At 65.3% G+C, this 18,314-nt stretch carries 16 protein-coding genes; 4 read left to right on the forward strand and 12 right to left on the reverse strand.

Annotated features, from left to right (window positions below; genetic code table 11):
• Position 1 precedes the first annotated feature (1 nt).
• The 3 genes from DJ029_RS09350 to DJ029_RS09360 all read right to left on the reverse strand — a co-directional run bounded on the left by DJ029_RS09350 (position 2) and on the right by DJ029_RS09360 (position 3,801).
• Positions 2-1,663 carry an ABC transporter permease gene (locus tag DJ029_RS09350; RefSeq protein ID WP_112322168.1) on the reverse strand — a complete coding sequence of 554 codons (1,662 nt, stop codon included), beginning with the start codon at positions 1,661-1,663 and terminating at the stop codon, positions 2-4.
• Positions 1,660-2,739, reverse strand: a complete 1,080-nt coding sequence (locus DJ029_RS09355) for an ABC transporter ATP-binding protein (protein WP_112322169.1) — start codon at positions 2,737-2,739, stop codon at positions 1,660-1,662. Before DJ029_RS09355 ends, DJ029_RS09350 begins: the two co-directional genes overlap by 4 nt.
• 78 nt (positions 2,740-2,817) lie before the next feature.
• Positions 2,818-3,801, reverse strand: coding sequence for an extracellular solute-binding protein (locus tag DJ029_RS09360; protein ID WP_112322170.1), 984 nt, complete (start codon positions 3,799-3,801; stop codon positions 2,818-2,820).
• A gap of 174 nt (positions 3,802-3,975) precedes the next feature.
• Here DJ029_RS09360 and DJ029_RS09365 point away from each other — a divergent pair, with 174 nt between their 5' ends.
• Positions 3,976-5,115, forward strand: a complete 1,140-nt coding sequence (locus tag DJ029_RS09365; protein ID WP_112322171.1) for an ROK family transcriptional regulator — start codon at positions 3,976-3,978, stop codon at positions 5,113-5,115.
• Positions 5,116-5,124: 9 nt separating this feature from the next.
• Here DJ029_RS09365 and rapZ read toward each other — a convergent pair whose 3' ends face one another.
• The 9 genes from rapZ to DJ029_RS22110 form a co-directional block, all read right to left on the reverse strand.
• Positions 5,125-6,021, reverse strand: a complete 897-nt coding sequence (gene rapZ / locus DJ029_RS09370; protein ID WP_112322172.1) for an RNase adapter RapZ — start codon at positions 6,019-6,021, stop codon at positions 5,125-5,127.
• Positions 6,018-7,133 carry an ABC transporter ATP-binding protein gene (locus DJ029_RS09375; RefSeq protein ID WP_112322173.1) on the reverse strand — a complete coding sequence of 372 codons (1,116 nt, stop codon included), beginning with the start codon at positions 7,131-7,133 and terminating at the stop codon, positions 6,018-6,020. The genes rapZ and DJ029_RS09375 overlap by 4 nt, the downstream gene beginning before the upstream one ends.
• 1 nt (position 7,134) lies before the next feature.
• Entirely contained in the window at positions 7,135-8,931 is a 1,797-nt protein-coding gene (locus tag DJ029_RS09380) for an ABC transporter permease (protein ID WP_112322174.1), read from the reverse strand.
• Between the two features lie 113 nt (positions 8,932-9,044).
• On the reverse strand, positions 9,045-10,163 hold the full coding sequence (locus DJ029_RS09385) for an extracellular solute-binding protein (RefSeq protein WP_112322175.1): 1,119 nt from the start codon (positions 10,161-10,163) through the stop codon (positions 9,045-9,047).
• Between the two features lie 492 nt (positions 10,164-10,655).
• Positions 10,656-12,011, reverse strand: a complete 1,356-nt coding sequence (gene gdhA / locus DJ029_RS09390; protein WP_112322176.1) for an NADP-specific glutamate dehydrogenase — start codon at positions 12,009-12,011, stop codon at positions 10,656-10,658.
• A gap of 324 nt (positions 12,012-12,335) precedes the next feature.
• On the reverse strand, positions 12,336-12,785 hold the full coding sequence (locus DJ029_RS09395) for a DUF411 domain-containing protein (RefSeq protein WP_112322177.1): 450 nt from the start codon (positions 12,783-12,785) through the stop codon (positions 12,336-12,338).
• Positions 12,786-12,881: 96 nt separating this feature from the next.
• Positions 12,882-13,292: a c-type cytochrome gene (locus tag DJ029_RS09400; protein WP_112322178.1), complete on the reverse strand. Its 411-nt coding sequence runs from the start codon at positions 13,290-13,292 to the stop codon at positions 12,882-12,884.
• The gene (gene cueR / locus DJ029_RS09405; protein WP_112322179.1) at positions 13,289-13,690 is read right to left on the reverse strand and encodes a Cu(I)-responsive transcriptional regulator; all 402 of its coding nucleotides are present in this window, start codon (positions 13,688-13,690) and stop codon (positions 13,289-13,291) included. Before cueR ends, DJ029_RS09400 begins: the two co-directional genes overlap by 4 nt.
• Positions 13,687-14,040, reverse strand: a complete 354-nt coding sequence (locus tag DJ029_RS22110; RefSeq protein WP_232823029.1) for an SHOCT domain-containing protein — start codon at positions 14,038-14,040, stop codon at positions 13,687-13,689. The genes cueR and DJ029_RS22110 overlap by 4 nt, the downstream gene beginning before the upstream one ends.
• A 144-nt stretch (positions 14,041-14,184) precedes the next feature.
• On the opposite strand from DJ029_RS22110, the gene DJ029_RS09415 reads away from it, so the two are divergent.
• Genes DJ029_RS09415 through DJ029_RS09425 form a run of 3 tightly spaced genes read left to right on the forward strand, consistent with a single transcriptional unit; the run spans position 14,185 to position 18,300 of the window.
• Complete coding sequence (locus DJ029_RS09415) at positions 14,185-15,396, forward strand: permease (RefSeq protein WP_112322180.1); 1,212 nt, start codon at positions 14,185-14,187, stop codon at positions 15,394-15,396.
• Position 15,397: 1 nt separating this feature from the next.
• Positions 15,398-17,848 (forward strand): heavy metal translocating P-type ATPase, encoded by a 2,451-nt coding sequence (locus DJ029_RS09420; protein WP_112322181.1) that lies wholly within the window; start codon positions 15,398-15,400, stop codon positions 17,846-17,848.
• Entirely contained in the window at positions 17,845-18,300 is a 456-nt protein-coding gene (locus tag DJ029_RS09425) for a c-type cytochrome (protein WP_112322182.1), read from the forward strand. Before DJ029_RS09420 ends, DJ029_RS09425 begins: the two co-directional genes overlap by 4 nt.
• The last annotated feature ends 14 nt before the right edge of the window (positions 18,301-18,314 follow it).

Here is an 18,314-nt window from a genome sequence, read left to right on the forward strand (position 1 = left end):
GTCACAGGAAGGCTGAGTCCCGGTTTTCGGCGAAGCGGAAGACGGTGTAGACGCAGATCCCCGTGCACAGCAGCAGCACGGTGGACAGCGCGGCGGCCAGGCCGAATTCCCCGTCCAGCACCGCGAGGTAGATCTTCACCGGCATGGTGATGGTGCCCGAGTCGTAGATGATCAGCGTGGACGAAAGCTCGTTGATCGCGGTGATGAAGCTCATCAGCGAGCCTACGATCAGCCCCGGCAGGATAAGCGGCACGGTCACCTTCAGGAAAGCGACCAGCGGCGGCGCGCCCAGATTGATCGCCGCCTCCTCCATCGAGGGTTTTACCTGCCTCAGGTTCGAGGTGGTGGAGCGCACCCCGTAGGGCAGGCGTCGGATGAAATAGATCATGATCAGCAGGGCCGCCGTGCTCATCAAATCGAAAGAGCCGCTGCGGAAGGTGGTGACGAAGCCGATCGCCATGACCACGCCCGGCACCAGGTAGGGCATCATCATCAGGAAATCGATCGCGCCCGACGCGGCGGTTTCCCGGCGCACGATCACGTAGCTGATCAGCGCCGAGAAGGCCGAGATCAGCACCACCGCGGCAAGCGAGAACAGGAAGCTGTTGCGGATCGCCTCGGGCGCGTCGTGCAGGATGCGCCCGTAGCTTTCCAGCCCGTAGCCGCCGACGAAGACGGGCCCCTTGGTCTTCAGGAACGAGGTGTAGACCACGACAAGGTTCGGGAACATCGCCAGCAGCACGACGCCATGGCAGAAGACATGCATCAACAGGTTGCGCGCCCCGCCAAGCTTCGCCTTCACCGGGAGGTTGGTCAGCGAGGAGGCATAGCGGCGGCGCGCAAGGATCCGGCGCTGAATCACCAACGCGATCATGGAGATCGCCATCATGATGATCGAGACGGTCACCGCCATAGTCGGCAGGCCGCCCAGTTCAGACCGGTAGGACGCATAGGCGATTGTGGACAGCGTGCGGAACCCGCGGCCCAGGATGGCCGGTGTTCCGAAGTCCGCGATGGACAGCACGAAGCAGATGATCGCGCCGGTGGAGATCGCCGGAAAGACCAGCGGCATGGTGACCTTGAAAAACCGCTGCCACGGGGTGCAGCCAAGGTTCTCGGCCGCGTCCTCGAAGGACTTGTTGACCGAGTTCAGCGCCGTCTGGGTCATCAGGAACACGAAGGGGAAGAACTTCAGCGTGAAGACCAGGATGATCCCGTGCGCGCCATAGATCGTGGGTGTTGATATGCCGAGCGAGGCGAAGAAATTGGTGATGAACCCGTTCGAGCCCAGCATCATGATCCAGGCATAGGCCCCGATGAAGGGCGGCGCGACAAGGACAAGGATCGCGAGGGTGGAAATCAGCGCGCGTCCCCGGATGTGGAAGCGCGCGGTGAAAAAGGCCAGCGGCACCCCCAGAAGGCAGGCTCCGAGCGTGCCCATCAGCCCGACGAACAGCGTGTTCTTCAGGCCCTTGAGGTAGTAGTTCCGGGTGAACACCTCGACGTAGTTGCCAACGGTGAAGGCGCCGGTATCCGCGTCCACGAAGCTCAGCGACAGCACCCGCAGGATCGGAACGATCAGCAGCAGCGCCAGGACGGCAAGGACCAGTATGGTGACGCCGGTCCAGAAATCCGGGCGCAGGCGGGCGGCTGCGGCTTTCATGTCAGTCGTGCCCCGGTCACGCTGTCCTCGAAGAAGAGCAGGTCGGCGCGGTCCGCCAGGAACTCGATTGGGCTTCCGGGTTGCAGTTCGATCACTGCCGGGTCGGGGCGTGCGATGCATTTCAGGTCTTCACCGGCTTGCGTGGTGCCGAAGACCTCCATCTCCCGGCCGATGAAGCTGACCTCGCGCAAGGTAGCGGGCACGCGGATCTGGTGGTCTGCCACCGGGCCGGTGGCGACGCGCAGTGCCTCGGGGCGGATGGCGCAGGTGATCGTGGCGGGGCGTTCGCCTTTGATTGCGCCGGTCAGGTCGGCGCCCGTCTTCAAGGTCAGGCGGTCACCGTCCTGCGCGACGCCAAGGAAGTTGTTCGCGCCGACGAAGGTCGCGACAAATCGGTTTTCGGGGCGCAGGTAGATGTCCAGCGGGCTGGCGGCCTGCTGGATCACGCCGCCGTACATCACGCAGACCGTGTCGGACATGGCCAGCGCCTCTTCCTGGTCGTGGGTGACGTAGATGGTGGTGATGCCAAGCTCGTTCTGGATCCGGCGTAGCTCGGCGCGCAAGTCGACGCGCAGCCGGGCGTCGAGGTTCGACAGCGGCTCGTCCATCAACAGGACCTTCGGTTCGATGACGATGGCGCGGGCCAGGCCGACGCGCTGCTGCTGGCCGCCGGACAATTCATGCGGCATCCGGTCCGCGTAGGCGCCGAGTTGCACCACCTCCAGCACATCCGCGACGCGCTTGGTGATCTGCGCGGACGCGACCTTGCGCTGCTTCAGCCCGAAGGCGACGTTGTCGCGCACGCTGAGGTGGGGGAAGATCGCGTAATCCTGGAAAACCATGCCGACGTTGCGCCGGTAGGCGGGAAGCGCCTCGATGGGGTTGCCGTCTACCCGGATCTGCCCGGAGTTCTGCATGTGGAACCCGGCGATGGTGCGCAGAAGCGTGGTCTTGCCGCAGCCCGACGGACCCAGAAGCGTGTAGAACGAGCCTGACGGAATAGTCAGCGTGATGTCGGAAAGAGCGACGACAGTTCCGTACAGCTTGCGCAGGCCGGTTATTTCGACCGAGGCCATGGTCTCTCTCCGAAACGATGTGAGAAAAAGTAGTGCCGGTCCGGGAAGGGCGCTGCCGTTCCCGGACCGGAAGCGGGCTTACTGAACGTCGAGCACCATGTCCTTCCAGGCGTCGACAAGGCGGGCGCGGTTGTCCGCGGCCCATTTCGCGTCATACCCGACGGAGTTCACCTCGCTCAGCGGAATGAGCGCGGCGGTGGAGTCCACGTCCGAGCGGACCGGGCGGCGGCCCTGCTCGGCCACCACGGCTTGGCCTTCGGGCGACAGCATGAAGTCGATGAAGGACTTCGCGCCATCGGCGTTCGGCGCGCCCTTGACCAGCGCCATCGCGTCTGGGGCGATTGCCGTGCCTTCGGAGGGGTAGACGATCTGCACCGGGCCGCCGCCTTCGACGTAGCGCAGGGCGGCGTCTTCCAGGGTTACGCCGATGGCCAGTTCGCCGTCGTTGACGAAACGGGGCACCGCGCCGGAGCTTTCGGACAGCACGAAGTTGCCCAGCATCCCCTCGTAGACCTCCCAGCCCGCTTCCTCGGACTCGAAGGCCTGAAGCACGGTGGCAAGCTGGATATAGGCAGAGCCCGACGCATCGGCGCGCGCGGACGATATCATGTCGTCATACTGCGGATCGGCCAGCGCGGCCCAGCTTTCGGGTACCGGCTTGCCGTCGAGTTTGCCTTCGTTGACGATGAAAGCCATGACGACGGCGGTAAAGGGGGTCCACAGATCGCTTTGCTTCATGCCAGGTGCCAGCTTGTCGGCGCCTGCGGCCTCATACGCCTCGAACAGGTCGGGGTTGAAGTCGATCACCGTGCCGTCGACGCTCCACAACACGTCGGCCTGCGGGCTGCCGGACTCGGCGGTCAGGCGGTTCAGCAACTCGCCCGAGCCTGCCTTGATGATTTCGACGCTGTTGCCGGACTGCGCCTCGTACATGGGTACGAGCGCGTCGATGAAGTTCTGCGGAACGGCGGTATAGACGGTGACGCTGCCCTCCGCCAAAGCCGCGCCGGAGCCGAGTGCAATGGTCGACGCCACCGTCAGTGTGCCAAGAATGCGTTTCATGCTTCCTCCCATAAAGCAGTTTACCGGGGGTTTTCCCCTCTTGAATCTGGTGCGGCAATTGTTGCCGCATATTTTATTGCAATCCAAAATATAATAAGTGTCAAATGGATTCTGTTATTTCCAGAAGCCAATCGGCGCTTTAAGGGATGGCGGCGTGCCGACTTTCAGGGACCCATGACGGAACAGTACAGACTGAACTTCAACGCGCGTCGGATCATCGCGGCGTTGCGGACACAGGGGCCGCAGTCGCGCGCCGATCTTGCACGCCACCTCGATATCATGCCGTCCACGGTGACCCGGCTGATCAAGCCGATGGTGGACGGCGGGTTGCTGTCAGAGGAGCCGGACCCGCGACGCCTGGGCATGAAAGGCTACCCCGCGCGGCTTCTGAGCCTGAGGGCGGACGGCATGTTCTCGGCCGGGGTCTATATCGATCCGGACCGGATCCTGACCTGCATCACCGACCTTGTCGGAAACGTGCTGGCGGTGGAGGAGAACCAGGTCCCCGAGCGCTCTTTCGAGGGCATGATGACCGTGGCGGGGAACAGCGTTCAGCGCCTGATCGACAAAAGTGGGATCGAGCGTAGCCGCCTTGCGGGCTGCGGCGTCAGCTATCCGGGCCAGTATAGCACCGATCCGACGCAGGTGTATCGCATCCGGCAGTTCCGCGACTGGCCTCGGATCAACGTGCTGAAGGACCTGACGCCCTTCTTCGGGATGCCGGTCAAGCACATGAACGACGCCAAGGCCGCCAGCCTGGCTGAGCTGTACCACGGGGCCTGCCGCAACGTGCGCAACTTCTGCCATGTCTGGCTGTCATACGGCATCGGCGGGGCGGCGGTGATCGATCAGCGGCTCTACCTCGGGCGCAACCGGCTGGCGGCGGAATGGGGCGGGCTTTTCCCCAAGTCTAAATCCCGGCCCTCGGGGCAGGATCTGCTGGATACGCTGGCGCGCAACGGGGTCACGCTGGAACGGCTGAACCAGGTCGACGCCCATCATCTGGACATGCCCATCGTGAGGGACTGGCGTGCACAGGCGGCTGAGCAGATGCGCTGGCTTTGCCTCGTGATCGCGCGGACCTACGCGCCCGACGCGATCGTCATCGGCGGCACCCTGCACCCCGAGATCATCAAGGGCTTCATATCCCACATCCAGGACGCCCCGAACCTGGGTGAGGATTTCTTCGTCACCCCGCCCCGCATCCTGGCGGCGGAGCAGGACAGCCTGCCGCAACTGGGCGCGGCGGCCCTGCCGATTCACGAGATCTTCAACCCCGCCACCTTCGAGGGGCAGGCCAGCAAGGGCTGGTGAGCCGCGCGCTCAGGTGCTGGCCATACGCTCTTTGATCTGGGCGATGTTCTTGCGCATGTCGCGGTGGATCACGTCCACGTTGCGGAACTTCTCGGCCAGCCGCGTGGCCAGTTGCTCGCTGATCGCGACGGAGCGGTGCTGCCCGCCGGTGCAGCCGATGGCGATGACCAGCCGCGCCTTTCCGGCGGCGGCGTGCAGGGGAACCCAGTGTTCCAGCAGGGGGCAGACGTCATCGATGAAGCGCTGCGCCTCCGGCAGGCCGAGCACGAATTCGGCAACGGGCGCGTCCAGCCCGCCCAGCACGCGCAGTTCCGGGTCGTAGTAGGGGTTCGTCAGGAAGCGGACGTCGAACATCAGGTCGGCATCCAGCGGCACGCCGTGCTTGAAGCCGAAGCTCGTCACCTCCACCGCGATATCGAGCCGGACGTCATGGCCCAGCACCATCCGCCCGAGGCGCAGCTTCAACTCTCCAGACTTCATGCGCGAGGTGTCGAGGATGATGTCCGCGCGGTCCCGGATCGGGGCCAGAAGCCTGCGCTCGGCGGCGATTCCCTCGAACAGGCTGCAATCCTCGCTCAAGGGGTGCTTGCGGCGGGTTTCGGAATAGCGGCGCACCAGGATGTCGTCGTTACATTCAAGAAACAGGATCTGATGGGGCTTCCCGTCGTCCTTCAGTGTGTCCAGCGCCGACAGAAGATGGTCGAACATCGCCCGCCCGCGCACGTCCATCGCCACCGCGACAGGGTGATCCTTCGCGGATGTCAGACCCGGCAGGCCCGACAGGTCGCGCAGAAGCGGCGGCGGCAGGTTGTCGATGCAGAACAGGCCCAGGTCCTCCAGCGCCTTCATGGCCTGGGTCTTGCCCGCCCCGGACATGCCGGTGACGATCAGCGTGGAATTGGTCATGCCTCTGCCCCCGCGACCTCCGGAACCGAGGAGACCAGAGCCTTGCCGGAGGTGGCGAACAGCTTCAGCGTATCGGGGTGCGCGGCCAGGAAGACCTCCTCGCCCTCTTTCAGGTGGGGCGGGTCGTTCTGGCGGATGGTGATCGTCTGCGCGTTCAGGCGTACCTGATAATACCAGTCCGATCCCGTCGGCAGGACCGAGGTGACCTGGACCGGCACCATGCCCGGGCCTGCCTGCCGGTGCAGGCGCAATTCCTCCGCCCGCAGGCCGAGCTTCACGGGGCCGCTCTCGCCGCTGCTCACCCCGTCGGGCAGGGGCAGGTCCAGACCGCCGCACAGGATGCGCCCGCCCTCGATCCGCCCTTCGATCAGGTTGATGCGCGGGTTGCCCAGGAAATCGGCCGCGAATTCGTTCGCCGGTTGCGCGTACACGTCCAGCGGCGGGGCGAATTGCTGCAACTCTCCGTTTTGCAACAGCGCGATGTGGGTCGACATGGTCAGCGCTTCAAGCTGGTCGTGAGTGACGTAAAGGATCGTGGCCCCGGTGTCGTTGTGCAGCCGCTTCAGCTCTGCCCGCATGTCCATGCGCAGCGTCGCGTCCAGGTTCGACAGCGGCTCGTCCAGAAGCAGGACGGAGGGTTCCATGATCAGCACGCGGGCGATGGCGACACGCTGCTGCTGACCGCCCGAAAGCTCGCTGGTGTAGCGCCCGAGAAGCTGGTCGATCTGCAACGCGGCGGCCACCTTTTCCAGGCGCTGGGCGATTTCCGCCTTGCCGACCTTCTGCACCTCCAGCCCGAAGGAAATGTTCTTGGCCACTGTCAGATGTGGCCAAAGCGCGTAGCTCTGGAACACCAGCCCCAGCCCGCGTTTCGAGGGGGGCAGGCTGGTCGCATCTTCCAACGAGAAGGCGATCTTGTCGCCGATGCGGATGGTCCCGTAGGTCGGGGAATCCAGCCCGGCAATCATCCGCAGCGTCGTCGTCTTGCCGCAGCCCGAGGGGCCCAGCAGCGTCGTGAAGGACCCGTCGGGGATTTCCAGCGACAGGTCGCTGACCGCGCGCACGTTGCTTCCATAAAGACGGGAAACCCCATCCAGAACGATGGCAGGCATCTTACCCTCCCAGGCCTTTTGCTATGTTGGTTCCCATGACCCGCCGGCTGATGACGGTGCTGGTGACAACGATGATTATGAGAAGAAGGACCATGCCGTTGGTATAGGGATACCAGCCGCGATCCGTGTATCGCAGGGTGATGGTCGTCGCGAGTTGGGTGGCCGGCGTCACCAGCAGGATAAGCAGCGAAAGCTCCCGCGTGACCGAAATGAACGGCAGCAGCATCCCTGAAAAGTAAGTGGATTTCTGCACCGGGATCATCACCCGGCGCATCCGCGTCCACCAGGAGGCGCCCGCCATCAGCGCGGCCTCTTCCAGCTCGGGGCCGATCTGGCGCATGGCGCTGACCCCGGCTTTCACCGCGTAGGGCAGGTAGCTGACCGTACAGACGATGACGAGCAGCAGGAAGCTGCCATGCAGCGACGGGATCGGGCCGCGCGGCACCGCGAACATGGCCAGGAAGATGGCGCCAAGCGCGATAGACGGCATCAGGTAGGGCAGGAAGGACATCTGGTCCAACGCCTGCGAGATCCAGTTGCCGCGCATCCGCACGATGGCATAGCCCACCAGGATGCCGAGGATCCCGGTGACCACCGCCACCACCACGGCCAGCTTCATCGTGTTGCCGAGTGCGGACATCAGCTGCGAGTTGCGCAGGATGCCCGGCTCCCCGGTCCCGAGGCCGATGTTCAGGCTCGCGTCGCCGATCCAGTAGTGCCAGGTGAAGTTCTCCCAGGCATAGATGCCGGGGCGCAGCATGACCGTGTCGATCGCCAGCGCGCAGATCGGCACCACGATGGTGCCGAGGATGAAGATCACGACCCCCGCGGCGATAACCCAACGCCAGCGCCCGAGGGCCACCAGCCCGGCGCGCGCGCCCTTGCCGGAAATCGTCACGAAGCTGCGCCGCGTGCCGATGATCTTGTGATCCATGTAAAGCACCAGCACGCCCAGCAGGATCATCGCGACGGCGGCGATATAGCCGATGCCGGGCCGCTGCCCGATCAGGTTGGCGTAAAGCGAGGTGGACAGCACGAATTCCCGCACCGGCCCGCCCAGGAACGCGGGCGTGCCGAAGGTGCCCAGCCCGCGCGAGAACGTCAGCAGGAAGGTCGAAAAGATCGCCGGCAACGCCAGCGGCATCACGATCCGGCGCAGGATCGTCGGGCGGGAAGCCCCCAGAAGCTCGGCGGATTCCTCGAGCTGGGCGTCGATGTTGCGCAAAGCGCCGCCGATCAGCATGAAGCCGAAGGGGAAGTAGTGCAGCGACAGCGTGATGATGATCGGGAAGGTGCCATAGGCGAACCAGTCCGGCGTCTCGATCCCGGTCAGGGCGCTGAAGATCCCCTGGTCCCCGCCGATCCGCTCGTTCTTGAACAGGGTGATCCAGGCCAGCGCCAGCGTCCAGGACGGCATGATGTAGGGAATGATCGCGGCATTGGCGATGAAGCCCTTCATCGGCATGTCCGTGCGCACAACCAGCCAGGCCAGCAGCGCGCCGATCGCCAGCGCCAGGAAGGACATGCCGAAGGCGATCTTCAGGGTATTCAGCAGCGGGTGATAGAAGAAGGCATAGGCGTTTTCACTGAACAGCGTGCGTTTCCAGTGCGCCAAAGTCAATTCGCCCACCTGCGAGCCGGGGATCTGGAAGCGCTCCAGCGGATGCACGATGAAGGTTTCGCGCAGCATCAGGAACAGCGGCACGATCACCAGGTAGCCGAGGCCGATGATAAACAGGACAGACAGAATTCGCTGAGGCGTCAGGCTCATCCGAAATCGATTGTAGGCAGTCCGCATTCTTGGGTCCTCGGCAGTCGGGGCGTTCATGTCTGAAGGGGGCTCGGGCAGGAAGAGCCCGCGCGGCGGCGGGCCCTTCCCCTGGTATGCGTGGTGGTTACGTCAGCGCGGGCTTAGCGCTGGGCGTACTTCAGCCATGTGTCGAGCACGATGCCGCGGTTCTCGGCGGCGAAGTCGCGGTCGTAGTGCCACATCTTTTCTTTCCACCATGAAAGCGGCATGTCGCCCTCAAAGGGCACCTGGTTTGGGTTCGGAGAGTAGACGCCCGGCGAATCCGCCCAAGGTGCGAAGCCTTCCATGGTGCTGAGGTATTCCATGAAGACTTTGGCCGCGTTCGGGTGCTTCGCGTTCGCGGACAGTTGCAGCACGATGGGATAGTAATAGCCCAGCGTCGGCTGGATCGCGCGGCTGTCCGAAATCTTCAGCCCCTGCAAGGGCGCGTCGCGGTGCTTGGAGTAGACGTAGAACATCCCGTAGGGCGGGTTGTCCTGCCCCGGTGCGCCCACCGCCTCGGAGATCTTGGTGTCTGAGGTCATGATGATCGCGTCGTTTTCCAGGAAACGTTTGATGAACTCCAGGCCCGCGTTGTCCTCGGTCATCTCCAGCGGTTTGCCGAAGCGGCGTTCGTAGTCGGCGGCAAGCTCATCGCTACGGCGGACCCATTCGGTCAGCGCGTTCTGGTGCTCGCCGGTGATCGCCACGTCACGGATCATGACACGGCCGCGGAATTCCTCGGTCGTCAGGTCCCACACGCTGCTCAGCGGGTCGGCGTCGGGGTGCTTTTCGGTGTTGTAGCCGAAGACCCGGCCGATATAGCCCAGCACCAGCGGGTCCTTGTCTTCCTCTGCAAAGAGCTCGCGCGCGGTGGGGGGCACGTAGTTGATCATGTAGCCGGGGTTCGCCAGAAGCTCGCGCGCGGCGACCCAGTCTTCCGCGACGACCATGTCGACGTCATGCACGCCGGCCACGGATTCCTGGTAGGTCCGCTGGATCAGGTCCTGCTCGCCCAGGCGCACCACTTCGACGTTGATCCCGGTCATGGCCGAGAAGTTTTCGGCGGCCTTCGCCGTGCGGCTGGTCGTGGAATAGACCAGCAGCGCGCCCTCTTCCTTGGCGGCGGCCTCGATCTGGGCCCAGTCCTCGTCCTGGGCCGCCGCGCCGGACGCGCCAAGGGCAATTCCCATCGCGGTGACAGCGGCGGCGCATGTTCGTGTAATTTTCTTGTTTAACATCGGCTTTCCTCCACATGCCGGTACACGCCCGGCAAGCACCCGACCTGACGTCCCGAGAGTTGGGTGTGTGCAAGGGGTCCGTTGCCGAAGTCACTAAATGTAACGGCTTTGAAACATCACGGTATGAAGCGGTGCGGCCAGCTGTCAATATTAGATTGCATTGTGAAAGCAAATCATCGCGCCAGAGACTCGGTGAGTCCTGCCACGGCGGCGGACGGAAAGTCGCGCCAGCCACGCGCCCGAAGCGCCGCTGGACTGGCCTTGGCCAACATCCCGGAAAGGGGGCGATTTTCCCAGAAGAGCGGTTTGAGTGAAGATCCCGGCCCTGTTCCGAAAGGGGCCAGTGTCCGGAGACAAGCCGCGATGCGCGGTGCAGGGGGGGCGGCGGCAAGGGCAGGGCCAACTGCCCCGTCCTTTCCGTGGCGGGCCGGGACCGGCAGCGCCTGGTGTCGTCCCGCCCGGGCCTGAACGCCCGGGCGGGACGGATTGCTATCAGATCACGCCCAGCATCCGCATCGCTTCGGCGACACGCACGAAACCGGCGATGTTGGCGCCCATCACGTAGTCGCCCGGCGCGCCGTATTCCTCGGCGGTCTGCGCACAGCGGTCGTGAATGCTCTGCATGATCTGCGCGAGGCGCGTCTCGGTCTGCTCGAAGGTCCAGCGGTCGCGGCTGGCGTTCTGCTGCATTTCCAGCGCCGAGGTGGCGACGCCGCCCGCGTTGGCCGCCTTGCCGGGGCCAAACAGGACGCCCGCCTCGCGCAGGATGCGGATGGCTTCCGGGGTACAGGGCATGTTCGCCCCTTCGCCCACGGCCTGAACGCCGTTTTCGACCAGCTTCTTCGCGTCCTTGCCCGAAAGCTCGTTCTGGGTGGCAGAGGGCATGGCGACGTCGCAGGCCAGGTCCCAGACGGAGCCCTTGCCGACGGGCACGAAATGCACCCCGTCGCCACGGCGGCGGGCGTATTCCGAGATACGCTCGCGGCGGACCGTCTTGATTTCCTGCAACAGGGCCAGGTCGATGCCGGCCTCGTCGATGACGTAGCCGCTGGAATCCGAGCAGGCGATGACGTGGCCGCCGAAGGACTGGACCTTCTCGATCGTGTGGATCGCCACGTTGCCCGCGCCCGAGACCACGACGCGCTTTCCGTCGAAGTCGGTGTTGCGCGTTTCCAGCATGGCCTTGGTGAAATAGGTGTTGCCAAAGCCGGTCGCCTCGGTCCGCGCGCGCGAACCGCCGTAGGCTATCGCCTTGCCGGTCAGGACGCCGGCCTCGTAGCGGTTGGTCAGGCGTTTGTACTGACCGAACAGGTAGCCGATCTCACGCCCGCCGACGCCGATATCACCGGCCGGTACATCAGTCTGCTCGCCGAGGTGGCGGTGCAGCTCGGTCATCAGGGACTGGCAGAAGCGCATGATCTCGCCGTCGGACTTGCCCTTGGGGTCGAAATCCGTGCCGCCCTTGCCGCCGCCGATGGGCTGGCCGGTCAGGGCGTTCTTGAAGATCTGCTCGAAGCCCAGGAACTTGATGATCCCAAGGTTGACCGACGGGTGAAAGCGCATGCCCCCCTTGTAGGGGCCGAGGGCGGAGTTGAACTGCACGCGAAAACCGCGGTTGATCCGGACCTTGCCCTGATCGTCCACCCAGGGAATGCGGAAGATGATCTGGCGCTCGGGTTCGCAGATCCGCTCGATCAGCGACTGTTCAAGATAATCGGGATGTTTGGCCACGACCCGGCCAAGGCTTTCCATCACTTCGTGAACGGCTTGGTGGAATTCCGGCTCGCCGGCATTGCGCCGCATGATTTCGGCCAGGATCGGTTGCAACTTTTCGTCGATGTTATTCATTTGGTTCCTTTTTTTGGAGAGTTCACCCCCGGCGCCGGAACATGCCGGGCCCGATCGGGGCACCCTCTATTCGTAATGCGTTCGGGTATTTTATTACCGAGGGGGGCGCAAGCCTTCCCCCGTCCGGACGATTTCGGGCGCTTTGACGCAGGGGAATGCGGATTCGCTTGCAATGAAGCAAACGGATTGCCCGAAAAGGGCCTGCGGCAAGGCGCGGCTTGGCGGGAAAAATGCGGAAGCGCGCCCCCGATGGGGCGCGCTGAAGGGGGAGGGGGCGGTGTCGGCGAGGCTGTGCGGCGGCAGGGCCGCGCACCCTGGCCGGGGTCAGCCGTGGCGCTGGAACACGTCTGTCGTGCCATCGCGCAGCACCAGCAGCGTGTCGAAAGCGTCGACCTGGCCGCCCATTTCCATGCCGGGCGAGCCGATTGGCATTCCCGGCACCGCAAGGCCAAGGGCGTCGGGGCGTTCGGCCAGCAAGCGCTGGATGTCGTCGGCGGGGACGTGCCCCTCGATCACGTAGCCCTCGACAAAGGCGGTATGGCAGGAGCCGAGCTCAGGCGTGATCCCCGAGCGTTCCTTGATCGCCCACAGCATGTCCTGCTCCACGTCGCGGGTGTCGGTGGCGAAGCCGGCCTGCGTCATGTGGTCCGCCCAGGCGGTGCAGCAGCCGCAGGTCGGCGACTTGTAGATCTCGACCCGGAGCGGGGCCGCGAGGGCCGGGCGCGCGAGCAGCGCCGTTCCAAGGGCGGTCAGGATGAAATGTCTGCGGTTCATGTCTTTGGTCCAGTCCAGTTTTTCGGCTTTCGTAGTCGTTTTGTCGGTTCGGGGCCAAGCGTACCAGCGTGCACGCGCCCCGGACGGGGTTTTGTTTCAGTTGATCCCGTTGGCGCGTTGCAGGGCGCGGACATAGGCGGTGATCTTTACGACATCCGCCTCGGTCACGCCGTCCACGGGGGGCATGTTGCCGAACCGCCAGTGATGGGCGCGAACACCCTGCCGCGCCGCGATCAGGAACGCCATGTCGCCGTGATGGCCCGGTTCGTAGATCCGGTGCACGAGCGGCGGCCCCCGGTCCGAGCCAGCGGCGCTTTCTCCGTGGCAGGTGGCGCAATTAGCATCGAACAGCGTGCGGCCTGCCTGTTGCTGGGCGGTTGGCTGCGGCAGGGTCGCATAGGCCAGATCGACCCTGGCCGACCCGCCCTCATCGCGAGACGAGATCACCATGGCCGAGATGCCGCCGACGACGACCGCCGCCACGAGAATTGCCAGTCTTTGGGTCATGCGCCTTGAACTTCCGATCCTGCCAGGTCGTCGAGAATGGGGCAGTCGGGGCGGTCGTCCCCGTGACAGCGGGTCACCAGCGTTTGCAACGTGCCGCGCATCGCTTCGAGTTCCTCGATCTTTCGCGCGATGCTGTCCAGGTGCTCGATGGCGACCTGGCGCACGTCCGCGCTGGCCCGCTCGCGATCCTTGTAGAGCGACAGAAGCGTGCGGCATTCTTCGATCGAGAAGCCGAGCGATCGCGCCCGACCCAGGAAGGCGAGCATATGCGCATCACGCTCGGAGAAGTCGCGATAGCCGTTCTCCCCCCGCGCGGGCTGCACGAGGTCGATGTCCTCGTAATACCGAATGGTCTTGGCGGGCAGGCCGCTAACCCGGGATACGTCGCCGATATTCAAGTGGTATCTCCGTCCAGCACTTTCCTTGACGCCTCGAACGTCTCCTTGTCGATCTCGCCCCTGGCGAAACGCTCGCGCAGGATCGAAAGCGCGCGATCCCTGTCCACCTGCCCGGAACCCGGGCCAGCGGGGGGGGCGCCCACCAGCCTGACGATCAACACGACGGCGCCGACGAGCAGCCCGAAGAACAGCAGCATCATGACGGAGCCGTAGAACCAGCCGCCGCCGCTCATCATGCCGTAATGGCCGTAGTAGGGGCCGTCGCCGGGGTCTGCCTGGGCCATGACGGCCGTTGCTGTGAACAGGCCGACCGCCCCCATGACAGTCTGGGATTTCAGGTGCAGTGGCATATCCAAGCCTCCTTTTTCATGACCGTGATCGGTACAGCGTCAATATAGGGGTTCCAGCAGATGGAAGGTCAAGGCGTGATTGCGACCTTGACCTTCCATCCACTGGAGGCATTAGGTTGAGTTGCGGAAAGGAGTTTCATCCGCATGACCTCATTCATCGAAAACTGGAGCACCGCCGCCGTGACCTCGGCCGGGTTGTTCTGGACGGCATTCTGGGCGTTCGGGCTCGGCTACCTGATCTCGGCGATGATCCAGGTCTTCGTCACCCGTGCGCGCATGCGCCAGAGCATGGGCGATGCCGGGCCAAAAAGCGTCGCGCTGGGCACGGTTTTCGGCTTCATTTCAAGCTCATGTTCCTTCGCGGCCCTGTCCACCACCCGCTCGTTGTTCGCGAAGGGGGCGGGGCTGGTGCCGTCGCTGGCGTTCCTGCTGGCCTCCACCAACCTGGTGATCGAGCTGGGGATCGTGATCTCGGTCTTCCTGGCGTGGCAGTTCGTCGTGGCCGAGTATGTCGGCGGCATCCTGCTCATCCTGATGATGTGGCTGCTGGTGCGGCTAACCCGCCCCTCGGCGCTGATCGAGCGCGCCCGCGCGCGCGCACAGGACGCCGAAGGCGGCGAGGAGGAGCAGGTCCCGGACTGGCGCAAGCTGATCGCCAGCGCCGAGGGCTGGGCGCGTGTCGCCTCGCGATACGTGATGGAATGGAAAATGGTCTGGAAGGATGTGATCATCGGTTTCACCGTGGCCGGGATCATCGCGACCTTCGTTCCGCGCAGCTTCTTCGAGGCGCTGTTCGTCGGCTCCGGCGCCGCCGACCCGGCGTTCTGGCAGATCGCGGTGCAGGCCATTGTCGGCCCGGTCGCGGCGTTCTTCACCTTCATCGGCTCGATGGGCAATATCCCCCTTGCGGCGGTGCTTTATTCCAACGGCGTCAGCTTCGCCGGGATCATGGCGTTCATCTTCTCGGACCTGGTCGTCTTCCCGGTGCTGCGGATCCAGGCGACCTATTACGGCTGGCGCATGGCGGGCTATATCCTTGGCATATTCCTCGTGGTGCTTGTCGCCTCGGCGCTGGTGCTGCACCTTGGCTTCGATGCGCTGGGGCTGCTGCCGGACCCAAGCGCCGCGCGAAGCGTCACGGAGCGCAGCTTCTTCAAGGTCGACTACACGATGGCGCTGAACCTTGTCTTCGTGGCCCTCTCGCTCGGCTTCTTGGTCTGGAAGGCCCGCCGCCACGGGATCGACGTCGCAATGCCCGCAGCATGGGGCGAGCGGATCCTATTCACCCTTGCAATCCTGTCCTTTGGCTGGCTCGGCTTCGGTCTTGCCGCGCACGCCGTAATCGGAGTCCAATAACATGGCAACCAGAACCCACGCGTCCCCCGATGCCATCACCCGCGACCCGGTCTGCGGCATGGAGGTGGACCCCGCGGCGGACACCCCTAGGCTCGAGCATGAGGGTCACACGTATCACTTTTGCAGCAACGGCTGCCGCGACCGGTTCGCGAAGGACCCCGCCGCCTATATCGAGGCGGAGGACCCGGTCTGCGGCATGACCGTGAACCGCGCCGCCGCGCGTCATGTCGCGAAGCATGAAGGGCAGCAGTTCTACTTCTGCTCCGAGCGCTGCCAGCAGAAGTTCGAAGCAGCCCCGGACACCTATGGCAAGGGCCGCCCCGCGCCCGAGCCGATGCCCGCGGGCACGCTCTATACCTGCCCCATGCACGCCGAGATAGTGCAGGAAGGGCCCGGCGATTGCCCGATCTGCGGCATGGCGCTTGAGCCGATGATGCCCAGTGCGGACGCCGGGCCGAACCCCGAGTTGGTCGACTTCCGCCGAAGGCTCTGGATTGGTGCGCCGCTGGCGCTGATGGTTCTGGCGCTTGAGATGGGCGGAATGCTGGGTCTGCCCTGGGCCGAGTGGTTCGGCGCAACGACGGTGCGCTGGCTTCAGTTCGTGCTGGCGACGCCGGTCGTCGTCTGGGTGGCGCGCTCGTTCTTCATCCGGGGCTGGTCCTCCATCGTGACGGGCAACCTGAACATGTGGACCCTGATCGCCATCGGGACGGGGGCGGCTTACGTGTTCAGCCTCGTCTCTCTTTTCGTGCCGGGGCTGTTCCCGGCCTCCTTGCATGGTGAGCATGGCCCGCCGCTCTATTTCGAGGCGGCTGCGGTCATCCTGATCCTGGTACTTGTCGGGCAGGTGATGGAGCTGACCGCACGCGACCGGACCGGCGATGCGATCCGCGCGCTGATGGACCTGTCGCCCAAGACGGCGCGGCGGCTGACCGACAGCGGCGAAGAGGATGTCCCGCTTGAGGCCGTGAAGACCGGCGACCGCCTGCGTGTGCGCCCGGGTGAGGCGGTGCCGGTGGACGGCGCGCTGCTCGATGGCCGCTCGTCCGTGGATGAAAGCATGATCACCGGCGAACCCGTTCCTGTGGAAAAGGTCGAGGGCGACACCGTGACCGGCGGGACGTTGAACAAGACCGGCTCTTTCGTGATGCGGGCCGAGGCGGTGGGCAGCGACACCGTGCTCAGCCGGATCGTGGCGATGGTGGCGCAGGCGCAACGCTCGCGCGCGCCGATCCAGGCGCTGGCGGACAAGGTGGCGGGCTATTTCGTACCGGCGGTGATCGCCATCGCCGTCCTGGCCTTCGTCGTCTGGCTGGCGTTCGGCCCGACACCGGCGCTGGGCTATGCGGTGGTCGCGGCGGTCAGCGTGCTGATCATCGCCTGCCCCTGTGCGTTGGGTCTTGCGACGCCGATGTCCATCATGGTGGCGACCGGGCGCGGCGCGCAGGCGGGCGTTCTGATCCGCGATGCCGAGGCGCTCGAGCGGTTCGCAAAGGTCGATGTGCTGGTTCTGGACAAGACCGGCACCCTGACCGAGGGCCGCCCCAGTCTGACCGACGTGATCGCCGAGGGTAAAGAGGATGACGACCGCGTCCTTGCGCTGGCGGCCGCGCTCGAACGCGGTTCGGAACATCCATTGGCCGAAGCGATCCTGACCGGGGCCGAGGAACGCGGCGTCGAGCGGCTGGAGGCGACGGATTTCGACGCCGTCACCGGCAAGGGCGTGCGCGGGCGTGTCGGCGGGCAGGAGGTCGCGTTGGGCAACGCCCGGCTGATGGCGGACCTTGGCATCGACCTCGCCCCGGTGGAGGCGCGCGTGTCCGAGCTGCAGACCGCGGGCAAGACGGCCATGCTGCTCGCGGTGGACGGGCGGCTTTCGGGCATCGTCGCGGTGGCCGACCGGATCAAGGAAACCACGGCGGGGGCGATCCGTGGCCTGCACGAGGCGGGGCTCAGGATCGTGATGGCCACCGGCGACAGCCAGGGCACGGCAGAGGCCGTCGGGCGGGAGCTCGGCATCGACGAGATCCGCGCCGGTGTCTCGCCCGAGGACAAGGCGGCGCTGATCGAGGATCTGAAGGCCCAGGGCCTGTCCGTCGCCATGGCCGGGGACGGGGTGAACGACGCGCCCGCGCTGGCGGCGGCGGATGTGGGCATCGCCATGGGCACCGGCGCGGACGTGGCCGTGGAAAGCGCGGGGGTGACGCTGGTGAAGGGGGATCTGCGCGGCATCGTGCGGGCCCGCGTGCTGGCGCAGGCCACCATGCGCAACATCCGCGAGAACCTGTTCTTCGCCTTCGTCTACAACGCCGCGGGCGTGCCGATCGCGGCGGGTATCCTCTACCCTGTCTTCGGCGTGCTGCTGTCCCCGATGATTGCCGCGGCGGCGATGAGCCTGTCCTCCGTCTCGGTCATCGGGAACTCGCTGCGCCTGCGCGGGATGAAACTGTGAGGGCGCGCTGGGCGCTTGCCATCCTGGCGGTCCTTGTCGCTGCTGCCGCCGCCTGGGCATGGACCAGCGGCGCAGGCGGGTCCGGGAACGGGGATCGTGACCTTGCGCGTGGGGCCGCCATCTATGCCGAGGCCTGCGCCGCCTGTCATGGCGCGAACCTCGAAGGGCAGCCCGACTGGCGCGCGCGGGGGGCTGACGGGCGGCTTCCCGCGCCGCCCCATGACGCGACCGGGCACACCTGGCACCACCCGGACCGCATCCTTCTGGACATCACCATGCGCGGCACGGCGGCGGTGGTCGGGGGCGGATATGAGAGCAACATGCCCGGTTTCGCCGACACCTATTCCGAGGCGGAGCTGCGCGACGTGCTTGCCTGGATCAAGGCGCAATGGCCCGACCGCGAACGCGCCATGCAGGAGCGGGTGACGGCAGAGGACAGGGCGGCGAACTGATCCGCCCGATTTTG

The organism is Oceanibium sediminis, from assembly GCF_003265325.1.
In the GTDB taxonomy this organism is placed as follows: domain Bacteria; phylum Pseudomonadota; class Alphaproteobacteria; order Rhodobacterales; family Rhodobacteraceae; genus Halovulum; species Halovulum sediminis.